An 18519-nucleotide genomic window follows, 5' to 3' on the forward strand; every position below is an offset into this window, starting at 1 on the left:
ACCATTACCGCATTTGTTTTTGTATCAAAGATGGTGTAGTTACGACCTCGTGACTATCATCATCTTCTTCTTTTATTTCCTCTTCCGCCTTTTCTACTTTATTCACCTTGTCGGCTCCGGCAGCAGTAGGTCGGGTTTTCCAGGTAAGGCGCGTTGTCATAACAGAAGGTTTAGTACTGGAAGGTTTCATGAAGCTGTCCATCCAGGAGTCGTCAGCATCGTCAACATTCTTCAAATTCGTAGCCGCCGAAGATTGAAGTACAGGAGATTGGGATGCGGAAGACATCTGTACCGGCTGATTCGAAGCGTTCAGCAGGAAAGCATACGTATTCTTCGTATCCTTCAAGGCACTCGAAGTTTTGAAGAAAGTAACTAGATTCATGATCACCAGAAAGACAGCCGCAAGGGGCGCAAGAGCTATGATAATCGCCAGTCGGATCAGCAACATTATAAACGGATAAAAAAGACTGTCAATGATATCATTACTGACTACCCGCATTCCTCCAGAGGATTTTGTAGATTTAAACGCCGAGGGAATGCCGCCAATACCTGCATATATCCACGCATTCATGGCATCACCGGTAGATTGCCAGATAGAGAAACCCAATATCATAAAGACCAATACGAAAATGCACTTTATCAGCGCCCATACCTTTCTCCTACTTAATGTAGACATTTCATCTTCCGCGGCTTTCAGATTACAATCGTGGCACAAAGGTTTGCTGTCATAAGAATAAACAGAACTATTCAGGCAGTTCTGACATAACCCCACTCCGCAAGATGCGCAGGTGGCGACAGCGTAGTCATTCAAATGTTTATTGCAATTCATAACAGTGTCTTTCTTTGTGTACAAAGATATACAAAGAAAGACACTTTACCTAAAACGACGTCAGTTTTGTTTTTCCACCTCGTATATTTCCTTTACTTCGCTTCCGTCCAAATATACTAATTGAAATCAGATATAGTCATTCTTCAGTATGAGAATAATATTTTCCCCTTTTTGACCAGATTTCGCAAATAATACGTATGTTTGCGCCAAATAGGTCAATGAACATGAAAATACACAGAAATCTAATGCTTGTATGCCTGCTCCTCATGGCATCAATCTCTTATGCTCAATCCGAAACCATCGTTGTAGGAAAAAAAGCGGACGGAACGGACTTAAAAGCACAGTGCTACACTTTTCCGCAGCGGGTGGAAACTTTCTCCATGAGTGATAAAGGCGATTATCTCTGCGTCAGTTTCAGGGAAACCACTAAAAGCGGTAAGTATCTGAAGAATAAAGGAGAAATAGGTTTCTATGACACAAAGAGCAGTCAGCTCCTATGGAAACAGCCGATTGACTTCAGCAAATCACGGATAACTTGTCTTTCGGAAGGGGTCTTGATAACTGAAATCGGCAGCAAGATATCATTGCTCAGTAGAGAAACAGGAGCGAAGAGATGGGAAGCCAGTTTATTTCCGGTATATGTGGACGATTCATTGGGATTGGTCTTAGGTTATAACTCCCCTACCTCCAACAAACTCCGCGCTGTCAACTTGAAATTCGGTAACGATCTGTGGGAAAACAAAATACCTCATCAATACGGTTGGAACGAAGTTCTTGATCTGGAACAAAATAAACGCCTGATTGTAGCGGATGCATTGCATAAGCTGGATTTCATGACCGGAGAGTTACTGACCTATCCGGGAAAACCGGGAGCTCATGATACAAAAGCGGCATTGCTGCAAGGATTAGCCGCTGTAGCAGTCGGAGTAGCCGGTGGCGTAGCAACCGGTGGTGCCTATTATTACAGCTATGTTCCCATTGCCAATAATACAATCACGGGGTTGACTTCCAATATACTGTCTCAGGATTCACTCTATTACTGGGCAGACCGTCAACACATCTCCTGTATGGACACGGCTTTCAACGTAATGTGGCAAACAGAGTTTCCTGATGTGAAAGCTTCCTGCTCTAAACTTTTCGTGCAAGATGATAAGTTATTCATGCTGAATTACGGCTACGGATTACGCGAAGGAGCAAGCCGCAAGAAATATGGGCGCCCATTTATAGCCTGTTATAACTTGCTAAACGGAGAAGAAATCTTCTTCAACCAACTAAGCGTAAAGAAAGATATGATTGAAGATGCCCTGCGAACTGACGACGCACTCTACATGCTGTTTGATGACGGAATGGCTTATCAGGAGCTGACGGATTCCATCGTAAATATTGTACCTTGGGATACCAAGCAATACGGAAAGCTGGAAGCGATGCTGCCCGGTACATTCTATGCAGCCAACAAAGATACAACCGCTTTCAAGTCGCTCGCTTTCGATGGAGAACATTGCCTGGTATATAATGATCAAGGAGTTATCTATGAAGTAGACAAGGATTTGAACATCAGGAGTACCTATGAACGGGAGCGGATTTACAGCCCCAATATCCAACTAAAAGATTATTTATGTATCGGCAATCGTGGAGACTATTGGTTCATTCACGAAATGGGGATGCCTGTAGCCCATCTTGATACGGAGTTCAAAAAAGGACGGGTGATTGGTAATAAGCTGCTGCTACTTAACAATGAAAACCAATTCCTATTTATCGATCTGGATGAAGCGATAGAATAATCACTTGAAATCAAGTGCTAACTGCCCATCACCCAATAGATTGAATGTCATGCGGTGATAAGGCGTAGTTCCACGTTCGGAGATGGCCGCACGATGTTTCTTCGTGGGGTATCCTTTGTTATGGTCCCAATCATAATATGGAAATTCTTCGTGAAGACGGTTCATATAATCATCACGATAAGTTTTGGCAAGCACAGAAGCCGCCGCAATGGAAAGGTATTTACCGTCGCCTTTAATCACCGTGGTATGCGGAAGATCCTGATATTTCTTGAAACGGTTGCCATCTATAAGCAGATGCTGCGGACGCATCTTTAATTGATCTACGGCACGATGCATGGCAAGGAAAGAAGCGTTCAGGATGTTAATCTTATCAATCTCTTCGGGAGATACGATGCCAACCGCCCATGCCAGTGCTTCTTTCTCAATCACTTCACGCAAAGCATAGCGCTGATGTTCCGTCAACTGTTTGGAATCATTCAGTAGTTCGTTCTTGAAATCTTTGGGAAGAATCACGGCAGCAGCATATACAGCTCCTGCCAGGCAACCACGTCCGGCCTCATCGCAACCGGCTTCAATCAGATCTTTATTCAAATAAGGCAATAGCATACAGCATTAATTTAGAGGCACAAAGATAAATCTTTTTGAAAGCAAACCGGACTTTTAAAGGAAAATAATTACATTTGCAGAAACAACAAATATACTATGAAGCAAGTACTGTATCTAATATTTGCAGTTTCCCTATTAACCACGATCCCCTTACAGGCTCAAGACAGCAAACAAGCCCAGACCTTATTAGAACAAGCTCAAAAAGCCCTGTTCAGCAATCCCAAGCAGGCATCATACTATGCAGCTCAGGCAGCTGCCTTATTTCCCGAAGACGAACCCAATGAAACCCGTGCACAAGCTATGATACTCTATTGCCAAGCAGAACAACTGCTGGGCAACTTCGATTTGAGTATCAAGAATTTATATGATACACAGAGATATATCAATCCCGCAAACAAACGGCAAACAGCTCAGCTTTATTCACTCATGGGACGTGTATATAGTAAGTTGGGCGATTATAACAAAGGGATAGAACTGAACGATAAGGCAACCTCTATTTTCAAGTCTTTAGGAGATTCAGCTTCAGTGGCCGGATGTTATAATGAGCGTGGAGTCATGCATTATCTGCTTGATGAATTTCTGGTAGCAGAAAGATTTCTTCAACGGGCCTTGACTATCAATCGTGCCCAAAGGAACTTAAAAGAGATTGCTACCAATCTGAACAATCTATGTCTATATCAAGGAGATACGGAAAAGAAACTGTCCTTTATTCAGGAAGCCATAGCCATCAATAAAAATCTGGATGCACAATGGTCATTGGGAGAGAACTACAACAATATGGGCAAGCAATATTACTTCGGCGAGCAATACTCCAAAGCTTTGGAAGCTTTGCAGAAAGCCTATGAATATGCCCATAATATCGGCGCCAAGGAATTGATTTGTGATTATTATGAATATTCGTCCTGGGTATATGCCGCCATAGGTGATTATGACCAGGCCTATAAACGGCTCAGTCAAATGTATGCCTTGAGCAAAGAGCTGCAAAGTAGCAACAAGTTGCGCAACATTGAACAGGAAATCTCTTATAAAAGATATCAGGATCAGAAATATGCTACCGAAATGCAGGAGCAAACTTATAAGATAGAACTACTAAAGCGCAACCTATGGCTTTTGGGCAGTATACTTGTTCTTGGTTTAGCCTTCAGTATATTCTTATATAAATGGTATAAACGCAGAAAAGGTCTTCAACTTATAGAAGCCCGATATCAACTGGAACTGTCACAACGGGAAATATCCGAATTAAAACTGCACCAACAGGAATTGGAACTGCAAAATGTACAGAGTGCCTTAGACAACAGTCAACAAGAAGTAACCAGCTTTGCCGTATTTCTTAGAAGCCGTAACGAGTTGCTGGGCAAAATACGTGAGATGATTAAGGAAGGGTATAGAATGGATAATCAAGCACTGGTTCCCCACTTAAAGAAGGTAAATGCTTTTATCAGCCAATACCAAAGCGGAGATAAGACCAATAATACATTGCTGCTGAATATTGAAGAAAAGAATAAAGAATTCATTGAAAAGCTTACAAAGGAACACCCCAACTTGACACAAGGAGAAAAATATCTGGCAACAATGCTGCGTGTCAATCTTTCAACGAAAGAAATCTCAATGATTAGCGGGAATAGTCCTAAAACAATTAATATGAATCGCTATAGATTACGTAAGGCTTTGAACTTACCAACAGAAAAAGACCTGGTGGAATACTTGCAAAACTTCTAAAGTTACCATTACAGCAGATGCTATGTTTGTAGATATAGCAGTACAAGATTTATCACTGTATTTCAGCCATTTACAAATATTATTGTAGATTAAAAACTCATAGATTTCACCCTCTTTGTAGACATTTTACAGATCATTCTTCATAGGAATACTCCAAATTATATCTCTTTCTTTGCCATGTGAGAAACAAATGTTATTAACCTTAAAAACTATCACACATGGGTAAAATTAAAAAGTATTCCTTAATACAAAGAGCCGCTTTGTTGGCCTTGCTCTTTGTATGTTTGGTACCGCTAAGTTCTTTAGCACAAACCATCCAATTAACCGGTACAGTAACCGACACCAAAGGAGAAACTCTCATTGGCGCCAGTGTTTTGGAAAAAGGTACAACCAATGGTTGCATTACCGACATCGACGGTAATTTTGCACTGACTGTTGCTACTAATGCGACAATGGTAATCTCTTATGTGGGCTATGTCGCTCAAGAGATTCCTCTGAACGGACAAAAAGTATTGAAAGTAACTCTAAAAGATGATACTGAAATGCTGGATGAAGTAGTAGTAATCGGTTATGGTACAATGAAGAAAAGTGATATGACCGGAGCTATTTCTTCAGTTGACACAGAAGAATTGACCAAGCGTGCTACAACCAATCCCGCCGAAGCGTTGCAGGGAAAAATTGCCGGCGTAAATATTATGAAGGCCGGTGGTAATGCGGGTGCAGGTATTTCTGTCAAGATTCGTGGTGTAAAATCTTTCGGCAGCAATGAGCCACTTTATATTATCGATGGTTTCCCCGGAGATATTGATAATGTTAATCCGCAGGATATCCAGTCTATGGAGGTACTAAAGGATGGTGCCGCTGCTGCTATCTATGGTTCGGTAGCTGCCAATGGAGTAATCATCATCACTACTAAGAATGGCAAGAAAGGTGAAACACATATTGATTTCAATACATACTTGAGCATGACTACTGTAGCCAACAAACTGGAAATGACCAATGCGGAACAGTATAAGAATACGATCAAAACCATGTTCGAAAATGCAGGCAAACCGGTTCCCGCCTATTGTACCAGCGATACGGGCATAAACACAGACTGGCAGGATCTGATGCTTCGCAACGGTTTATCCCAAAACTATATGTTCAGTGTGCGCGGTGGCAGCGAAACGGCACAATATTCCGTGTCCTATAACCATGCTGACGACAAAGGTATCTTTTTGGGCAATAACTTCCGCCAGGACAATGCCCGCATGAAAATGCACATGAGCAAATACATCTTCGACATTGATGCCAACTTGAGCTTCCGCTATACCAAGAGCAAACAGCCACAGTACAGTTTGCGTGAGATGTACGGTCTTTCTCCATTGCTTCCCATTTATGACGAGAATGAGAAATACGGCTTTGCCTTGACGCAATCGCTCGGATTGCCAACCAACAATAACGTGATGGCCGACCACGTCTACAACGAAGCCGCTACCAAGAAGTTCTATACCAATGCCAACGTATCACTGGGCGTGAAACTCGCTCCCTGGCTGAACTTTAAAACCAGCTATGCCTACCGCGGCTTACACTACCGTTATGTGGAGCACAATCCGGATTACATTTCTAATGCACAAAGTCCCCACAACTACCCCGAGCACTACGAGGGAACTTATTATTGGGAAGAGCAAACCATTGACAATGTGCTGACTTTCAATAAAGATTTCAATAAGCACAGTTTGAATGTAATGGCCGGTTCTTCTATCACTTCCACCAAATATACCGACAATGGCGTAGGTGTAACTGGTAAGTCTACCAAATACTACATTGATGCCAACGGCAACCTGGCCACCAAGGACGAGGTAGCCGGTTTCCTCGACCCGAGTTTTGATACAGTGGATGCAGGTATCGGAGGAACGTTCTATGGTGACGGCGAAAAATACAAATATAATCGCGCCTCTTTCTTCGGACGCGTGAACTATAACTACGACAACCGTTACCTCATCCAGGCCACCATGCGCTATGACGGTTCTTCCAAATTCGGCGTGAACAACCGCTGGGGTTGCTTCCCTTCCGTAGCTGTAGGCTGGAGAATCAGTGAAGAAGCCTTCTATCCGAAAGATTTCTTCATCAATAGCCTGAAGTTCCGTGCCAGCTGGGGACGCCTCGGCAACGAGAACGCTTTGGGATATTATGACTTCCAGGCCTTGATTCTGTCTCGCAACAATCGTTACGGCGGCTACATACAAGGTGGCAACGCCTGGCCGGGTTCTGCTTCATGGACTATGGAAAACCGCGGTCTGAAATGGGAAACTACCGACACCAAAAACATCGGTTTCGACTTTGGCATGCTCAGCAACAAACTGACAGGTAGCATCAACTACTACATCAACCAGACGGAAGATTTGCTGATTACCAAGCGCCTCTCTCCCTCTGCCGGCTACCAGAATCCCATTCTGAACGTGGGTAAGATTCGCAACAACGGTGTGGAACTGGAAGTGAACTGGACCGACAAAATCAAGGACTTTGAATACAACTTGGGCTTCAACTTCTCCACAACCAAGAATAAAGTAGTGGAACTAGCAGACAAAGGACAAGCACTGCCCGCCACCGGTCTGCTGTACGATACCGACCATATCCCGGCATACGCCAAAGAAGGCAAGCCCATCAGCGGCTTCTACCTCTACCGCACAGACGGCATCTTCCAAAGCGATGCGGAAGCTGAAGCTTACGTGAACGATAAAGGAGAACGCTTCCAGCCCAACGCAAAAGCCGGTGACATCCGCTTCAAAGATGTAACTGGTGACGGTGTCATCGACGAAGATGACAAAGAATATTGCGGAACAGGTATCCCTAAATTCGAAACTAACCTCAATTTCTCCGCTTCTTACAAAGGTTTCGACCTTTCTTTCAGTTTGAGTGGTGTATTCGGGCATAAGATTTACAACGGTAACCGCTACTTCTATGAATCCATGAATGCTCCCATCAATATGCTGAGCACCGTAGCCAACGCCTGGACACCGGAAAACACACATACCGACATTCCACGTGCCGTGAACGGCGACCCCAACGGTAACTCCCGCGAAAGCGAACGCTTTCTGGAGAATGGTAGCTTCGTCCGCTTGCGCCAGGCTCAAATCGGATATACACTGCCCGTATCTCTGCTGAAGAAAGTAAAAATAGAAAAGCTCCGCTTCTATATCAGCGGTGACAATCTATTCACCATTACCGGTTACTCCGGCGTAGACCCGGAATTCTCAACCAGCAGCCCACTGAACTCCGGTGTAGACAGATACATCTATCCGTTTACCCGCTCCTACACCGTGGGTGCACAGCTTACATTCTAATGTTTAACTTAAATATAAAAGAAACGATATGAAAAAAGTTCTATATATAGCAAGTATGTGTCTCGCAATGGCTTTTACGTCTTGCGATGACTTCCTGACTGTTTCTTCTCCCGACAAGCTGACTACCGGCAACTTTTGGAGAGACCAAAAAGATGCAGAAGCCACCCTGGCCTCGGCATACGCCCAACTCTACCACGGCGACAGCTATGCCACCAGTGAAGTGCGCTGGCCGGTGGAGGCTTACCGCACCGACCTTTACGATGTAGGTAACGATGCCAACAATTACCAAACTTGGACAGACATCTACAACTTCACCTATACCAACGGAAATACACAGTTCTCTTATTACTACCAAGACCTTTACCGGGGTATCAACTTCACCAATCAGGTATTGGAGTACGCACCCAAAATCCCAGCAGAAAACATCACCGAAGCCAAACGCGGAGAGATTATTGCCGAGGCTCATTTTCTGAGAGGTTATTTCCACATGATGCTGTTACTGAACTGGGAGAAGATTATCCTGCGCGACATCTACATTTCAGATGCAGCCGACCTGAACAAGCCATTGAGCGACCGGGTGGCTTGCTGGGAACTGGTAATAAGCGAATTGTCGCAAGCCACTGCATTGCCTGCCACACGCCCCAGTTCGGAACTGGGTCGCGCCACTTCGGGAGCAGCCAATGCCTACCTGGGATTTGCCTACCTGACACGTGCTTATGAAGAACCTGCCAATGAGTCGGCCCACTTAACAGCAGCCCTGAAGGCTCTGAATGCAGTGCAAGGCTACGAACTGGTAGACAGCGACAAGATGCTGCAAATGTTCAACGGCAAGAACAAGAATTGCCCGGAATCCATCTTCGAGTTGCAATATTCTGCCAACACTGACAATGGCGCCAGCTACTACTCATTCGTACACTGTTTCATTGCCTGCTCTGAGATTGGCGGTTGGGATGAAATCCTGCCCAGCGCCCGCCTGGTGGAAGAGTACAAGAAAGAAGGCAGAAAGACATCGGACGGGTTGTACGACCAACGTCTTTATAATACGATTTACTTCAAGGATGACTACTTCAACGACGCTGATAACGGCGAACTGATTTTTGGAGAGTTCACTTACGACGAGTGTTTTTGGAGATGGAGACAGAACGAGAATAAGAAGTATGTGGATGCAAACGGCAATGTCATCGATATCCCGACAGGAGAAGACACAGACGAATATCTGGAATCTCATGGTGGCGTGAAAGATGTATACGACCGCCCCAACTTCCGTCGCTTCACTCCGGAAACATATGAGGAACTGAGCGACTACTGTCCGTTCAACATTCCTTTGATGCGCTATGCTAACGTTATGTTGATGAAAGCCGAAGTACTGAACAAGCAAGGACATCCCGAGCAAGCCATTCCTCTAATTAATGAAATCAGAGCCAAGCATGGAAAAATGCCTACTATGAAAGGAACGTCACAAGCCGAAGTACAGGCTCAAATAGAACATGAACGCATCATCGAGTTCCCACTGGAAAGCTACCGCTGGTACGACCTGCGTCGCTGGGGCAAACTGAGCGAGGTGCTGGGCAAACGCGGATTTTCGGAAGGTAAGCACAACTTCTTCCCGATTCCTTTGTGGGAAGTCAACGCAAACTCTGCGTTAAACAACACTACAGAAGGAACTGAAGAATAATCCTCTCTTTAAATATACCAAAATAAGGCGGCGTTTGCCTGCGGCGATGCCGCCTTATTTACCTTTAAATGAATTATCTTTGCCCTCAAAAACGACATAGATATGTTTACAATTATCGGACTGATGCTCACAGGAATGCTGCTGGGCTACCTCTTACGGAAACGGAATTTAAGTAAAATACATAAGGTGATCACAGTGCTGATCTGGGGGCTGCTCTTCATTCTCGGCATTGAAGTGGGAGGAAACGAGCAAATTATCAAAGGACTGCACACCATTGGCCTTGAAGCCATCATACTCACCATAGGTGGAACTCTGGGAAGTGTAATTGCCGCTTGGGCACTGTGGAGGGCCTTATACAAACGGAAAGGAGGACAAGCATGAAAGGAAGTCTTATCATAGTCGGCTTTTTTGTGCTGGGGACACTTTGCGGAGTCTTTCACCTGATACCTATCGACATCGTAGTAGATAGTAAAGTCAGCTTTTATGCACTTTGCGCACTGATGTTCAGTGTAGGGATAAGTGTAGGCAATGACCCGCAAACGTTGAAAAATTTCCGTTCACTCAATCCACGGTTGATATTCCTGCCTATCATGACCATTCTGGGCACGTTGGCAGGTTCTGCCGCAGTCAGCCTGATACTGACACACCGTTCCCTGACAGATTGCCTGGCTGTAGGTTCGGGCTTCGGTTACTATTCACTCTCCAGTATCTTCATTACCGAATATAAAGGAGCTGAATTAGGGACAATTGCCCTGCTCGCCAACATCAGCCGTGAGATTCTGACCCTGCTGGCTGCACCATTACTGGTGCGCTGGTTCGGCAACCTCGCCCCTATCTCTGCCGGAGGGGCAACTACGATGGACACCACACTGCCCATCATTACACGAACGGCCGGACAACAGTTTGTAGTTGTCTCCATCTTCCACGGATTTGTAGTGGATTTCTGCGTTCCGTTCCTTGTGACACTGTTTTGTTCTATTTAATACTGTTTTGAAATGACAGCTTAGAAGCGAATTGGTACGCGGACGACACAGACGAAGCGGACAAATGCGGATTTTAATTTTCATTTCAGAACTTAAAGCAAATTATCATGAAAGCCAAAGTTTATACTTTACTCTTTTCCTCATTGCTTTGTGTTTCTGCCCTGGCTGATAACGAACCTTGGCAGAACCCACAAATCAACGAGATAAACAGAGAGCCGATGTATGCACATTTCATCCCATTTACGAATGAAGCCAACGCTTTGAAACAACGCTCTCTCCCCGCCGATGTGCGTTTCGATGTGAATCCTGCGACAGAAAGGCGAGTTTCGCTGGATGGAACCTGGAAATTCCTGTTCTCAAAGAATAACGATCTTTGTCCCAAGAATTTCCATAAACCCGGATACAATACCCGGAAGTGGAGCAAAATACAAGTTCCCGGAAGTTGGGAACTGCAAGGATTCGATGCTCCTATCTATACGGATACCCGCTATCCATTTCCTGCCAATCCTCCGTATGTACCTGCCGATTACAATCCGGTAGGAGCTTACATCCGTGAGTTTACCGTCCCGAATGGTTGGGAAGGTATGGATATCTTCCTTGACTTCGAAGGAGTGGAATCCGTTTATTATGTATGGGTGAACGGTGAGCTTGCCGGATATGCCGAAGACAGCCGTCTACCGTCTCACTTCAACGTTACGAAGCTGTTGAAAAAAGGCAGTAATAAACTTGCCGTGAAAGTATTTCGTTACAGCGATGGCTCCTATCTTGAAGGGCAGGACTACTGGAAATACAGTGGTATTGAACGGGATGTATATCTCTATGCCCGTCCGCAAAGCCGTGTCCGTGACTTCCGGATGATTGCCGAGTTAGTCAATGATTACAAAGATGGGGAACTAGACCTCGATATATTACTTCATCAGCCGAAAGTCGGAGAAAGCGTCGAAGTTAAGCTATTGGATGAAGGCAGGGAGATTTACAACCGGAAGAAGTCCATCACTTTCACCACTGATACTCTGTTCAGCCAACAGGAGATTTTCCCGAATATACGTGCATGGAATGCGGAGACGCCGAATACTTACACATTAGTAGTCAGCACCTTCGACGCCCAGGGAAAACCGCTGGAATCTTTCACTCACCTTTTTGGTTTCCGCACGGTAGAGATGCACAACGGAATGCAGATGATTAACGGGAAAGCAGTACTGTTTAAAGGAGTAAACCGTCACGAGCACGATCCGCACAAAGGACGCACTATCAGCGTTGCTTCCATGATACATGATATTCAGTTGATGAAACAGTTTAATCTGAACGGTGTACGCAACTGCCACTATCCGAACTACTCTGCTTGGTACGAGCTTTGCACCGAATTCGGTCTGTACATGGTGGATGAAGCCAATATCGAAAGTCACGGCATGATGGATCACAAGGATGGAACGCTGGCTAATTATCCGGACTGGGAACTCCCCTTCATGCAACGCATGAGCCGCATGATTGCACGCGACCGTAACTACTCAGCTATCGTCACCTGGTCCATGGGTAATGAATCCGGGTATGGCAAACATTTTGAAACGCTGTACGATTATACTAAGAAAGTAGATCCTACCCGTCCGGTACAATACGAAGGAGGCGGCTACGATGCAAAAAGCGACATTTACTGTCCGATGTATGCACGTATCTGGTCACTGCGCCGCCACATCAATCAGCGTGACAAACGCCCCTTGATTATGTGTGAGTACGCCCATGCAATGGGTAACAGCGTAGGAAACTTCCAGGATTACTGGGATTTGATTTATAAATATGACCAGCTACAAGGCGGATTTATCTGGGACTGGGTAGACCAGACATTCGCCATCAAAGATAAAAACAACCGTGATATCTGGGCATTCGGAGGCGACATGGGCTTTGTAGGCATCGTCAACGACTCTAACTTCTGTGCCAACGGACTGGTAGCTGCCGACCGTTCTCTCCATCCGCACATCTATGAGGTGAAGAAAGTATTGCAATACATTCACTTCGAACCGGTAGCTTTTACTCCGAACAAGATAAAAGTCAGCAATCGGCATGATTTCATCGGTTTGGAAGGATATACCCTGCATTGGGCAGTAGAGTGCGACGGAAAAGCGGTACAAGGAGGTGAAATGGACTTCCCCGTAATCACTCCGGGAAGTTCTGCCAATATAGAATTACCCTTGAAAGCATTGCCTGCCGACGGTAAGGAATACTTCCTGACTCTGCGCGCATTCACCAAGCATGAAGCTCCGCTGATACCGAAAGGACATGAAGTGGCCATCGAGCAATGGATACTCCCCACGACTCAAATCACCGGAAAGGTTCAGCCCGCCAACAGTACGTTGGCAACAGACCGGAATAATGAAGCGATCACACTGAAAGGAAATAACTTCCAGATAGCCTTCTCTACCCAAAACGGTGAGATGACAGAACTGATCTACCATGGAAAGAATCTGATTAAAGAGGGATTACAACCCAACTTCTGGCGTCCGTTGACGGACAACGATATTCCTAATGGACATCTCAATCGCTGCGCCACCTGGAAGACTGCCGGAAAGGATGCTAAACTGGAGAATCTGGAAGTTACGGAGAAACAGCAGATTGTCATTGTAACGGTTACTTATAAGATGGAGGCACAAGGCTCTACATTGCAAACAATCTATGATATTCATCCTGACGGTGCCGTCCGGGTGAGCATGCACTTCACCCCGGGCAAACAGGCGCTGAATGAAATGCCTCGTCTGGGTATGCGTATGATACTTTCGGCAGAATATGAAATGATGTCCTGGCTGGGACGCGGTCCGCAGGAAAACTATGCAGACCGAAAGACAGGAGCATTAGTAGGCCTGTATAATGCTACGGTTTGGGAACAATTCCATCCGTATGTACGTGCTCAGGAAACGGCCAATCACTGTGATGTGCGTTGGGTTGCCCTGCGCAATGTTGCCGGAGAAGGTTTGCTGATAACCGGAGAAGAGCCTCTGAGCGTAAGTGCCTGGAACTTTCCGATGGAGGACATTGAATATCGTCCCTCGCAGGTAGAACGCCGTCATGGAGGAAGTATCCTGAAAAAGGATATAATTTGGCTAAACATCGATCATCAGCAGATGGGTGTGGGTGGTGACAATACCTGGGGAGCACAGGTACATCCCGAATACACTATCACGCCACACGAGTGGAAATACAGTTTTACACTGCAACCGCTCGGAGCAAAGGATGATGCAGCGGAACAGGCTCACAAATGTTGGTTCTGAGAGATAAATGATAATTTATCACCTAAAAAGAAATCATTAATTATAAATTAGATCATGCGACATAAGTTTATACACATTATTTGTATTACTCTGCTGGTTACAGGCATCACCGCCTGCACTCCCGGCAACAAAAACACTGCGGAGAAGCGGTATACATTCAATAATATACTGGATATTGCCTACACTCCCGATACCTTGCACCGCTGCTACGGCTGGTTCACAGATGCCGGCTCGTGGATGGGTTTCACTCTTCCCGAGAAAGAGAATTGGGTAAACGGTTTCTGCGGCCCATTCAGTCTGGATATGTTCCGCCGCCAGTGGATGGCTCAATCCGCTGTTACGGTAGGTTTTAGTCAGAAAGTCTCGGATACCTTTGTGCCTGACTCCACCTGTTACTATCCCGGAGAACTGTATATGTCCGCCCATTCCGGCAACGGAACTATCACCCAGCGGCTTAACTTCGTAAGTGCCTCCACCGCATTGCTTCGTATAGAAGCCGACAAAGCGGAAGAACTGATGCTGACTGGCAGCCAATGGGGGAAGAATATAACCGTAAGCGTAGAGCAGAACTCTGTAATAGCCCGCCATCCCAGTGGAGAAAGCGTAACTGTAACGTTCCCTCCCGATGTGAAACTTACCGGAACGGATAACAATTACACCGCCCTTATCCACACCTCTAAGTATCCCGTAAATGTAACCATTTCCTTCTTCACCTCCGAAAAGGAAATGACAGTCGGATTACAGAACCTCCCCAACCTGCTCAATAATCCCGAGAAAGCATTGCAAGCCAATGCCGAACGTTGGGAAGGATACCTAGCGAAGATACTGCGTACCGACATGAAACCCGAATACGACCGCATCGCCGTGAAAGCCGTAACCACTCTTATCTCCAACTGGCGCACCCACCGTGGCGGTCTGTTGCACGAGGGTATTGTCCCAAGCCATGCAGTTGGCTACTTTGTAGGTTTCTGGGCATGGGATACCTGGCGTTTCAGTGCGGGGACTGCTAAGTTCGATCCTGAACTGGCAAAGAATAACATCCGCGCCATGTTCGATTATCAGCAACCGGACGGTATGATAATCGACTGTATCTACACTGATCCATCCGAAAACAATGCCCGTGACAGCAAACCGCCTTTGGTATGTTGGGCTGTAGACGAGATTTTCACGCATACAGGCGACACGGCTTTCGTTTCCGAGATGTATCCGCAACTGCTTGCTTATTATAAGTGGTGGTATCAGAAACGTGACCATAATCATAATGGTATGTGCGAATACGGTGCCACTGACGGTACTCTGGAAGCAGCCGCTTGGGAAAGCGGAATGGACAATGCCATTCGTTTTGACGACGCCATGATGCTGAAGAACGACGGAGGCGAGGATGCCTGGAGTATGGACCAGGAAAGTGTAGACCTGAATGCCTACCTGGCACTGGAATGTAAGTTACTAAAGAAATTTTCCGGATTACTGAATGTCTCATTCGATGCTCCCGACTATAGTAATAAAGTAGCCGATTATTTCTTTGATCCCAAACTCAACTTCTTCTTTGACCGCCGTCTGAAAGACGGTTCATTCATTGAAGAACCGGGATGCGAAGCCTATACTCCGTTGTGGACACAGATTGCCACGCAAGAGCAGGTAGATAAGATGTTACCCATGCTTCAGGATACAGCAAAGTTCTCAACGTATATTCCTTTCCCCACCATTGCCGCAGATAATCCCAAGTATAACCCACGCGGCTACTGGCGTGGTCCTATCTGGCTAGATCAAACTTACTTTGCCATTCGCGGGCTCCGCAACTATGGTTATCATAAGCTTGCCGATGAATATACATTGCAGGTATTCGACCGCCTCAACGGACTGAAAGAAGGAGCGCCCATCCATGAGAACTACGGCACTCACACCGGAGAGCGATTGAAAGCGCCACACTTTAGCTGGAGTTCATCCCATCTATTGATGATGTACGATGATTACGGGAAGTAATTCCCATTCCCTCTAATAAAAGAAGGTGTGTCATAATGCAGTACTATCTCAATTCTCCTCCTCCCGGGAGGAGGGGAGCTTAAGTTACTTTCCAGTTTTGACACACCTTCTTCTATTAGAGGGAATAACAAACAGGCTTCTTAAAAGAGGCTCCACGCAACCGTCAGCCCCGCCATCACGATAGCTACCATACTCATCAGCTTGATAAGTATATTCAAACTCGGACCGGAAGTATCTTTGAACGGGTCACCTACCGTATCGCCTACCACAGTAGCTTTATGTACTTCGCTACCCTTACCACCAAAGTTACCTTCTTCCACATATTTCTTTGCATTATCCCATGCACCGCCCGCATTCGCCATAAAGATGGCAAGAACGAAACCGCTACTCAATCCACCGATCAGCAAGCCCAGCACACCGGGAACACCAAAGATAAGTCCCGTAGCAATCGGAGCTAAAATGGCTATCAGCGAAGGAACTACCATTTCACGTTGCGCCCCCTTTGTGGAGATAGCTACACAACGTTCGTAATCCGGTTCTGTCTCACCGGTAAGTATGCCTTTGATTTCACGGAACTGGCGGCGCACCTCATCCACCATGTGCCCGGCAGCACGGCCAACAGCATTCATTGTCAATCCGCAGAAAAGGAATGCCATCATACTACCCAAGAACATACCTGAAAGAACTTTCGGATTCATCAGCGTCACATCATAATGATGCATGAAGTCGAAGAAAGTGGCATCCTGAAGGGCCACGGAGTTACCATGAGGAAGCGTTAAATCAGTGGTTCCCAAACGAGTCAGTCCGATACGGATTTCTTCAATATAAGAAGCAAGCAGGGCAAGTCCCGTAAGTGCAGCCGAACCAATGGCAAAACCTTTTCCGGTAGCGGCAGTAGTATTACCCAAAGAGTCGAGAGCATCCGTACGTTTACGTACTTCCGCACCCAGACCGGACATTTCAGCATTTCCGCCCGCATTATCAGCAATAGGACCATAAGCATCCGTAGCAAGCGTAATGCCCAGGGTGGAAAGCATACCTACGGCAGCAATACCGATACCGTAAAGTCCCATACCTACATTATTGAAATCGAACCCTGATGCAAACAGGTAGGAAGCAATAATACCGACTACCACAGCAATCACAGGAATCGCAGTAGACAGCATACCCAAACCGATACCGGAGATAATCACCGTTGCCGGGCCAGTCTTTCCGCTTTCGCTCAACTTCTGAGTAGGACGATAGGATTGTGAGGTATAATATTCCGTAGAACGTCCGATGATGATGCCGACTACCAGACCGACTATAACGGCACAAGATATCCACATCCAGTTATCAAGTTTCAATAACCAAAGAATAAAGAAAGTAGCCACAACAATCAGCACTGAACTCAGGTTCGTACCGAAAGCTAACGAAGCAAGCAGGTCTTTCATCTTCGCATTCTCCTTGGTACGTACTGCGAAGATACCGATAATAGAAAGAAGAATACCTACGGCCGCAATCAGCATCGGAGCTATAACAGCTTTGAACTGCATGGCCGTATCTCCCGTATGAATAAAGGCAGCAGCACCCAGAGCGGCAGTTGCCAGGATAGAGCCACAATAGCTTTCATAGAGGTCTGCACCCATACCGGCTACATCGCCTACGTTGTCACCTACATTATCTGCAATTGTTGCAGGGTTACGCGGGTCATCTTCGGGAATACCGGCCTCAACCTTACCAACCAGGTCGGCGCCTACATCGGCAGCTTTCGTATAAATACCTCCACCTACACGGGCAAAGAGCGCTTGTGTGGAAGCACCCATTCCGAAAGTAAGCATGGTGGTAGTGATAATGCAGAGTTTATGAGTCGGAGTCAAAACATCTTCCGGTATAACCGCATTCAATAACAGATACCAGAAAGAAATATCGAGCAAGCCCAAACCCACTACGACCAGTCCCATTACCGCACCGCTACGGAAAGCAACACGCAATCCCGCATTCAGTGAGCTACGGGCAGCATTTGCTGTGCGTGCCGAAGCATACGTTGCCGTCTTCATACCGAGGAATCCAGAGAGGCCGGAGAAGAAACCGCCCGTCAGGAAAGCAATCGGTACCCAACGATTCTGTACATCGAAACCATAAGCCATAATAGCGAAAAGGACCACAAGTCCCAGAAATACCCAGCCAACTATCTTATACTGTTGTTTCAGATAAGACATCGCGCCTTTACGCACAGCGGCGGCAATCTTTATCATTTGCGGAGTACCCTCACTCTCTTTCATCATTTGCTTATGGAAATAATAAGCAAAGCAGAGAGCTAAAACGGAAGCGGCCGGAATCAGCCAGAAAAGCAAACTGTCCATGGTGTTAATCGT

At 45.9% G+C, this 18519-nt stretch carries 11 protein-coding genes; 8 read left to right on the forward strand and 3 right to left on the reverse strand.

Annotated features, from left to right (window positions below; genetic code table 11):
* Positions 1-4: 4 nt before the first annotated feature.
* Complete coding sequence (locus tag K429_RS0108495) at positions 5-829, reverse strand: hypothetical protein (RefSeq protein WP_007216885.1); 825 nt, start codon at positions 827-829, stop codon at positions 5-7.
* Between the two features lie 224 nt (positions 830-1053).
* On the opposite strand from K429_RS0108495, the gene K429_RS0108500 reads away from it, so the two are divergent.
* Positions 1054-2610: a PQQ-like beta-propeller repeat protein gene (locus tag K429_RS0108500; RefSeq protein WP_226810441.1), complete on the forward strand. Its 1557-nt coding sequence runs from the start codon at positions 1054-1056 to the stop codon at positions 2608-2610.
* Here K429_RS0108500 and K429_RS0108505 read toward each other — a convergent pair whose 3' ends face one another.
* A complete protein-coding gene (locus K429_RS0108505) occupies positions 2611-3216 on the reverse strand; it encodes a ribonuclease HII (protein WP_007210891.1) in 606 nt (201 codons plus the stop codon).
* A gap of 96 nt (positions 3217-3312) precedes the next feature.
* Between K429_RS0108505 and K429_RS0108510 the strand changes: the two genes are divergently transcribed.
* From K429_RS0108510 to K429_RS0108540, 7 genes are all read left to right on the forward strand, one after another.
* Positions 3313-4935: a tetratricopeptide repeat protein gene (locus K429_RS0108510; protein ID WP_026366625.1), complete on the forward strand. Its 1623-nt coding sequence runs from the start codon at positions 3313-3315 to the stop codon at positions 4933-4935.
* Positions 4936-5153: 218 nt separating this feature from the next.
* Positions 5154-8261, forward strand: coding sequence for a TonB-dependent receptor (locus K429_RS0108515; RefSeq protein ID WP_026366626.1), 3108 nt, complete (start codon positions 5154-5156; stop codon positions 8259-8261).
* 28 nt (positions 8262-8289) lie between these two features.
* Positions 8290-9936 (forward strand): RagB/SusD family nutrient uptake outer membrane protein, encoded by a 1647-nt coding sequence (locus K429_RS0108520; protein WP_026366627.1) that lies wholly within the window; start codon positions 8290-8292, stop codon positions 9934-9936.
* Positions 9937-10038: 102 nt separating this feature from the next.
* Positions 10039-10317, forward strand: coding sequence for a LysO family transporter (locus K429_RS0108525; RefSeq protein ID WP_026366628.1), 279 nt, complete (start codon positions 10039-10041; stop codon positions 10315-10317).
* On the forward strand, positions 10314-10919 hold the full coding sequence (locus tag K429_RS0108530) for a lysine exporter LysO family protein (protein ID WP_026366629.1): 606 nt from the start codon (positions 10314-10316) through the stop codon (positions 10917-10919). The genes K429_RS0108525 and K429_RS0108530 overlap by 4 nt, the downstream gene beginning before the upstream one ends.
* A 107-nt stretch (positions 10920-11026) precedes the next feature.
* The gene (locus tag K429_RS0108535; protein WP_026366630.1) at positions 11027-14179 is read left to right on the forward strand and encodes a glycoside hydrolase family 2 TIM barrel-domain containing protein; all 3153 of its coding nucleotides are present in this window, start codon (positions 11027-11029) and stop codon (positions 14177-14179) included.
* Positions 14180-14233: 54 nt separating this feature from the next.
* Positions 14234-16162 (forward strand): trehalase family glycosidase, encoded by a 1929-nt coding sequence (locus K429_RS0108540; RefSeq protein WP_026366631.1) that lies wholly within the window; start codon positions 14234-14236, stop codon positions 16160-16162.
* 140 nt (positions 16163-16302) lie between these two features.
* On the opposite strand, the gene K429_RS0108545 is transcribed toward K429_RS0108540, so the two are convergent.
* Positions 16303-18507: a sodium-translocating pyrophosphatase gene (locus tag K429_RS0108545; protein WP_026366632.1), complete on the reverse strand. Its 2205-nt coding sequence runs from the start codon at positions 18505-18507 to the stop codon at positions 16303-16305.
* Positions 18508-18519 lie beyond the last annotated feature (12 nt).

The organism is Bacteroides sp. 14(A) (genome assembly GCF_000526555.1).
Classification (GTDB): domain Bacteria; phylum Bacteroidota; class Bacteroidia; order Bacteroidales; family Bacteroidaceae; genus Bacteroides; species Bacteroides cellulosilyticus.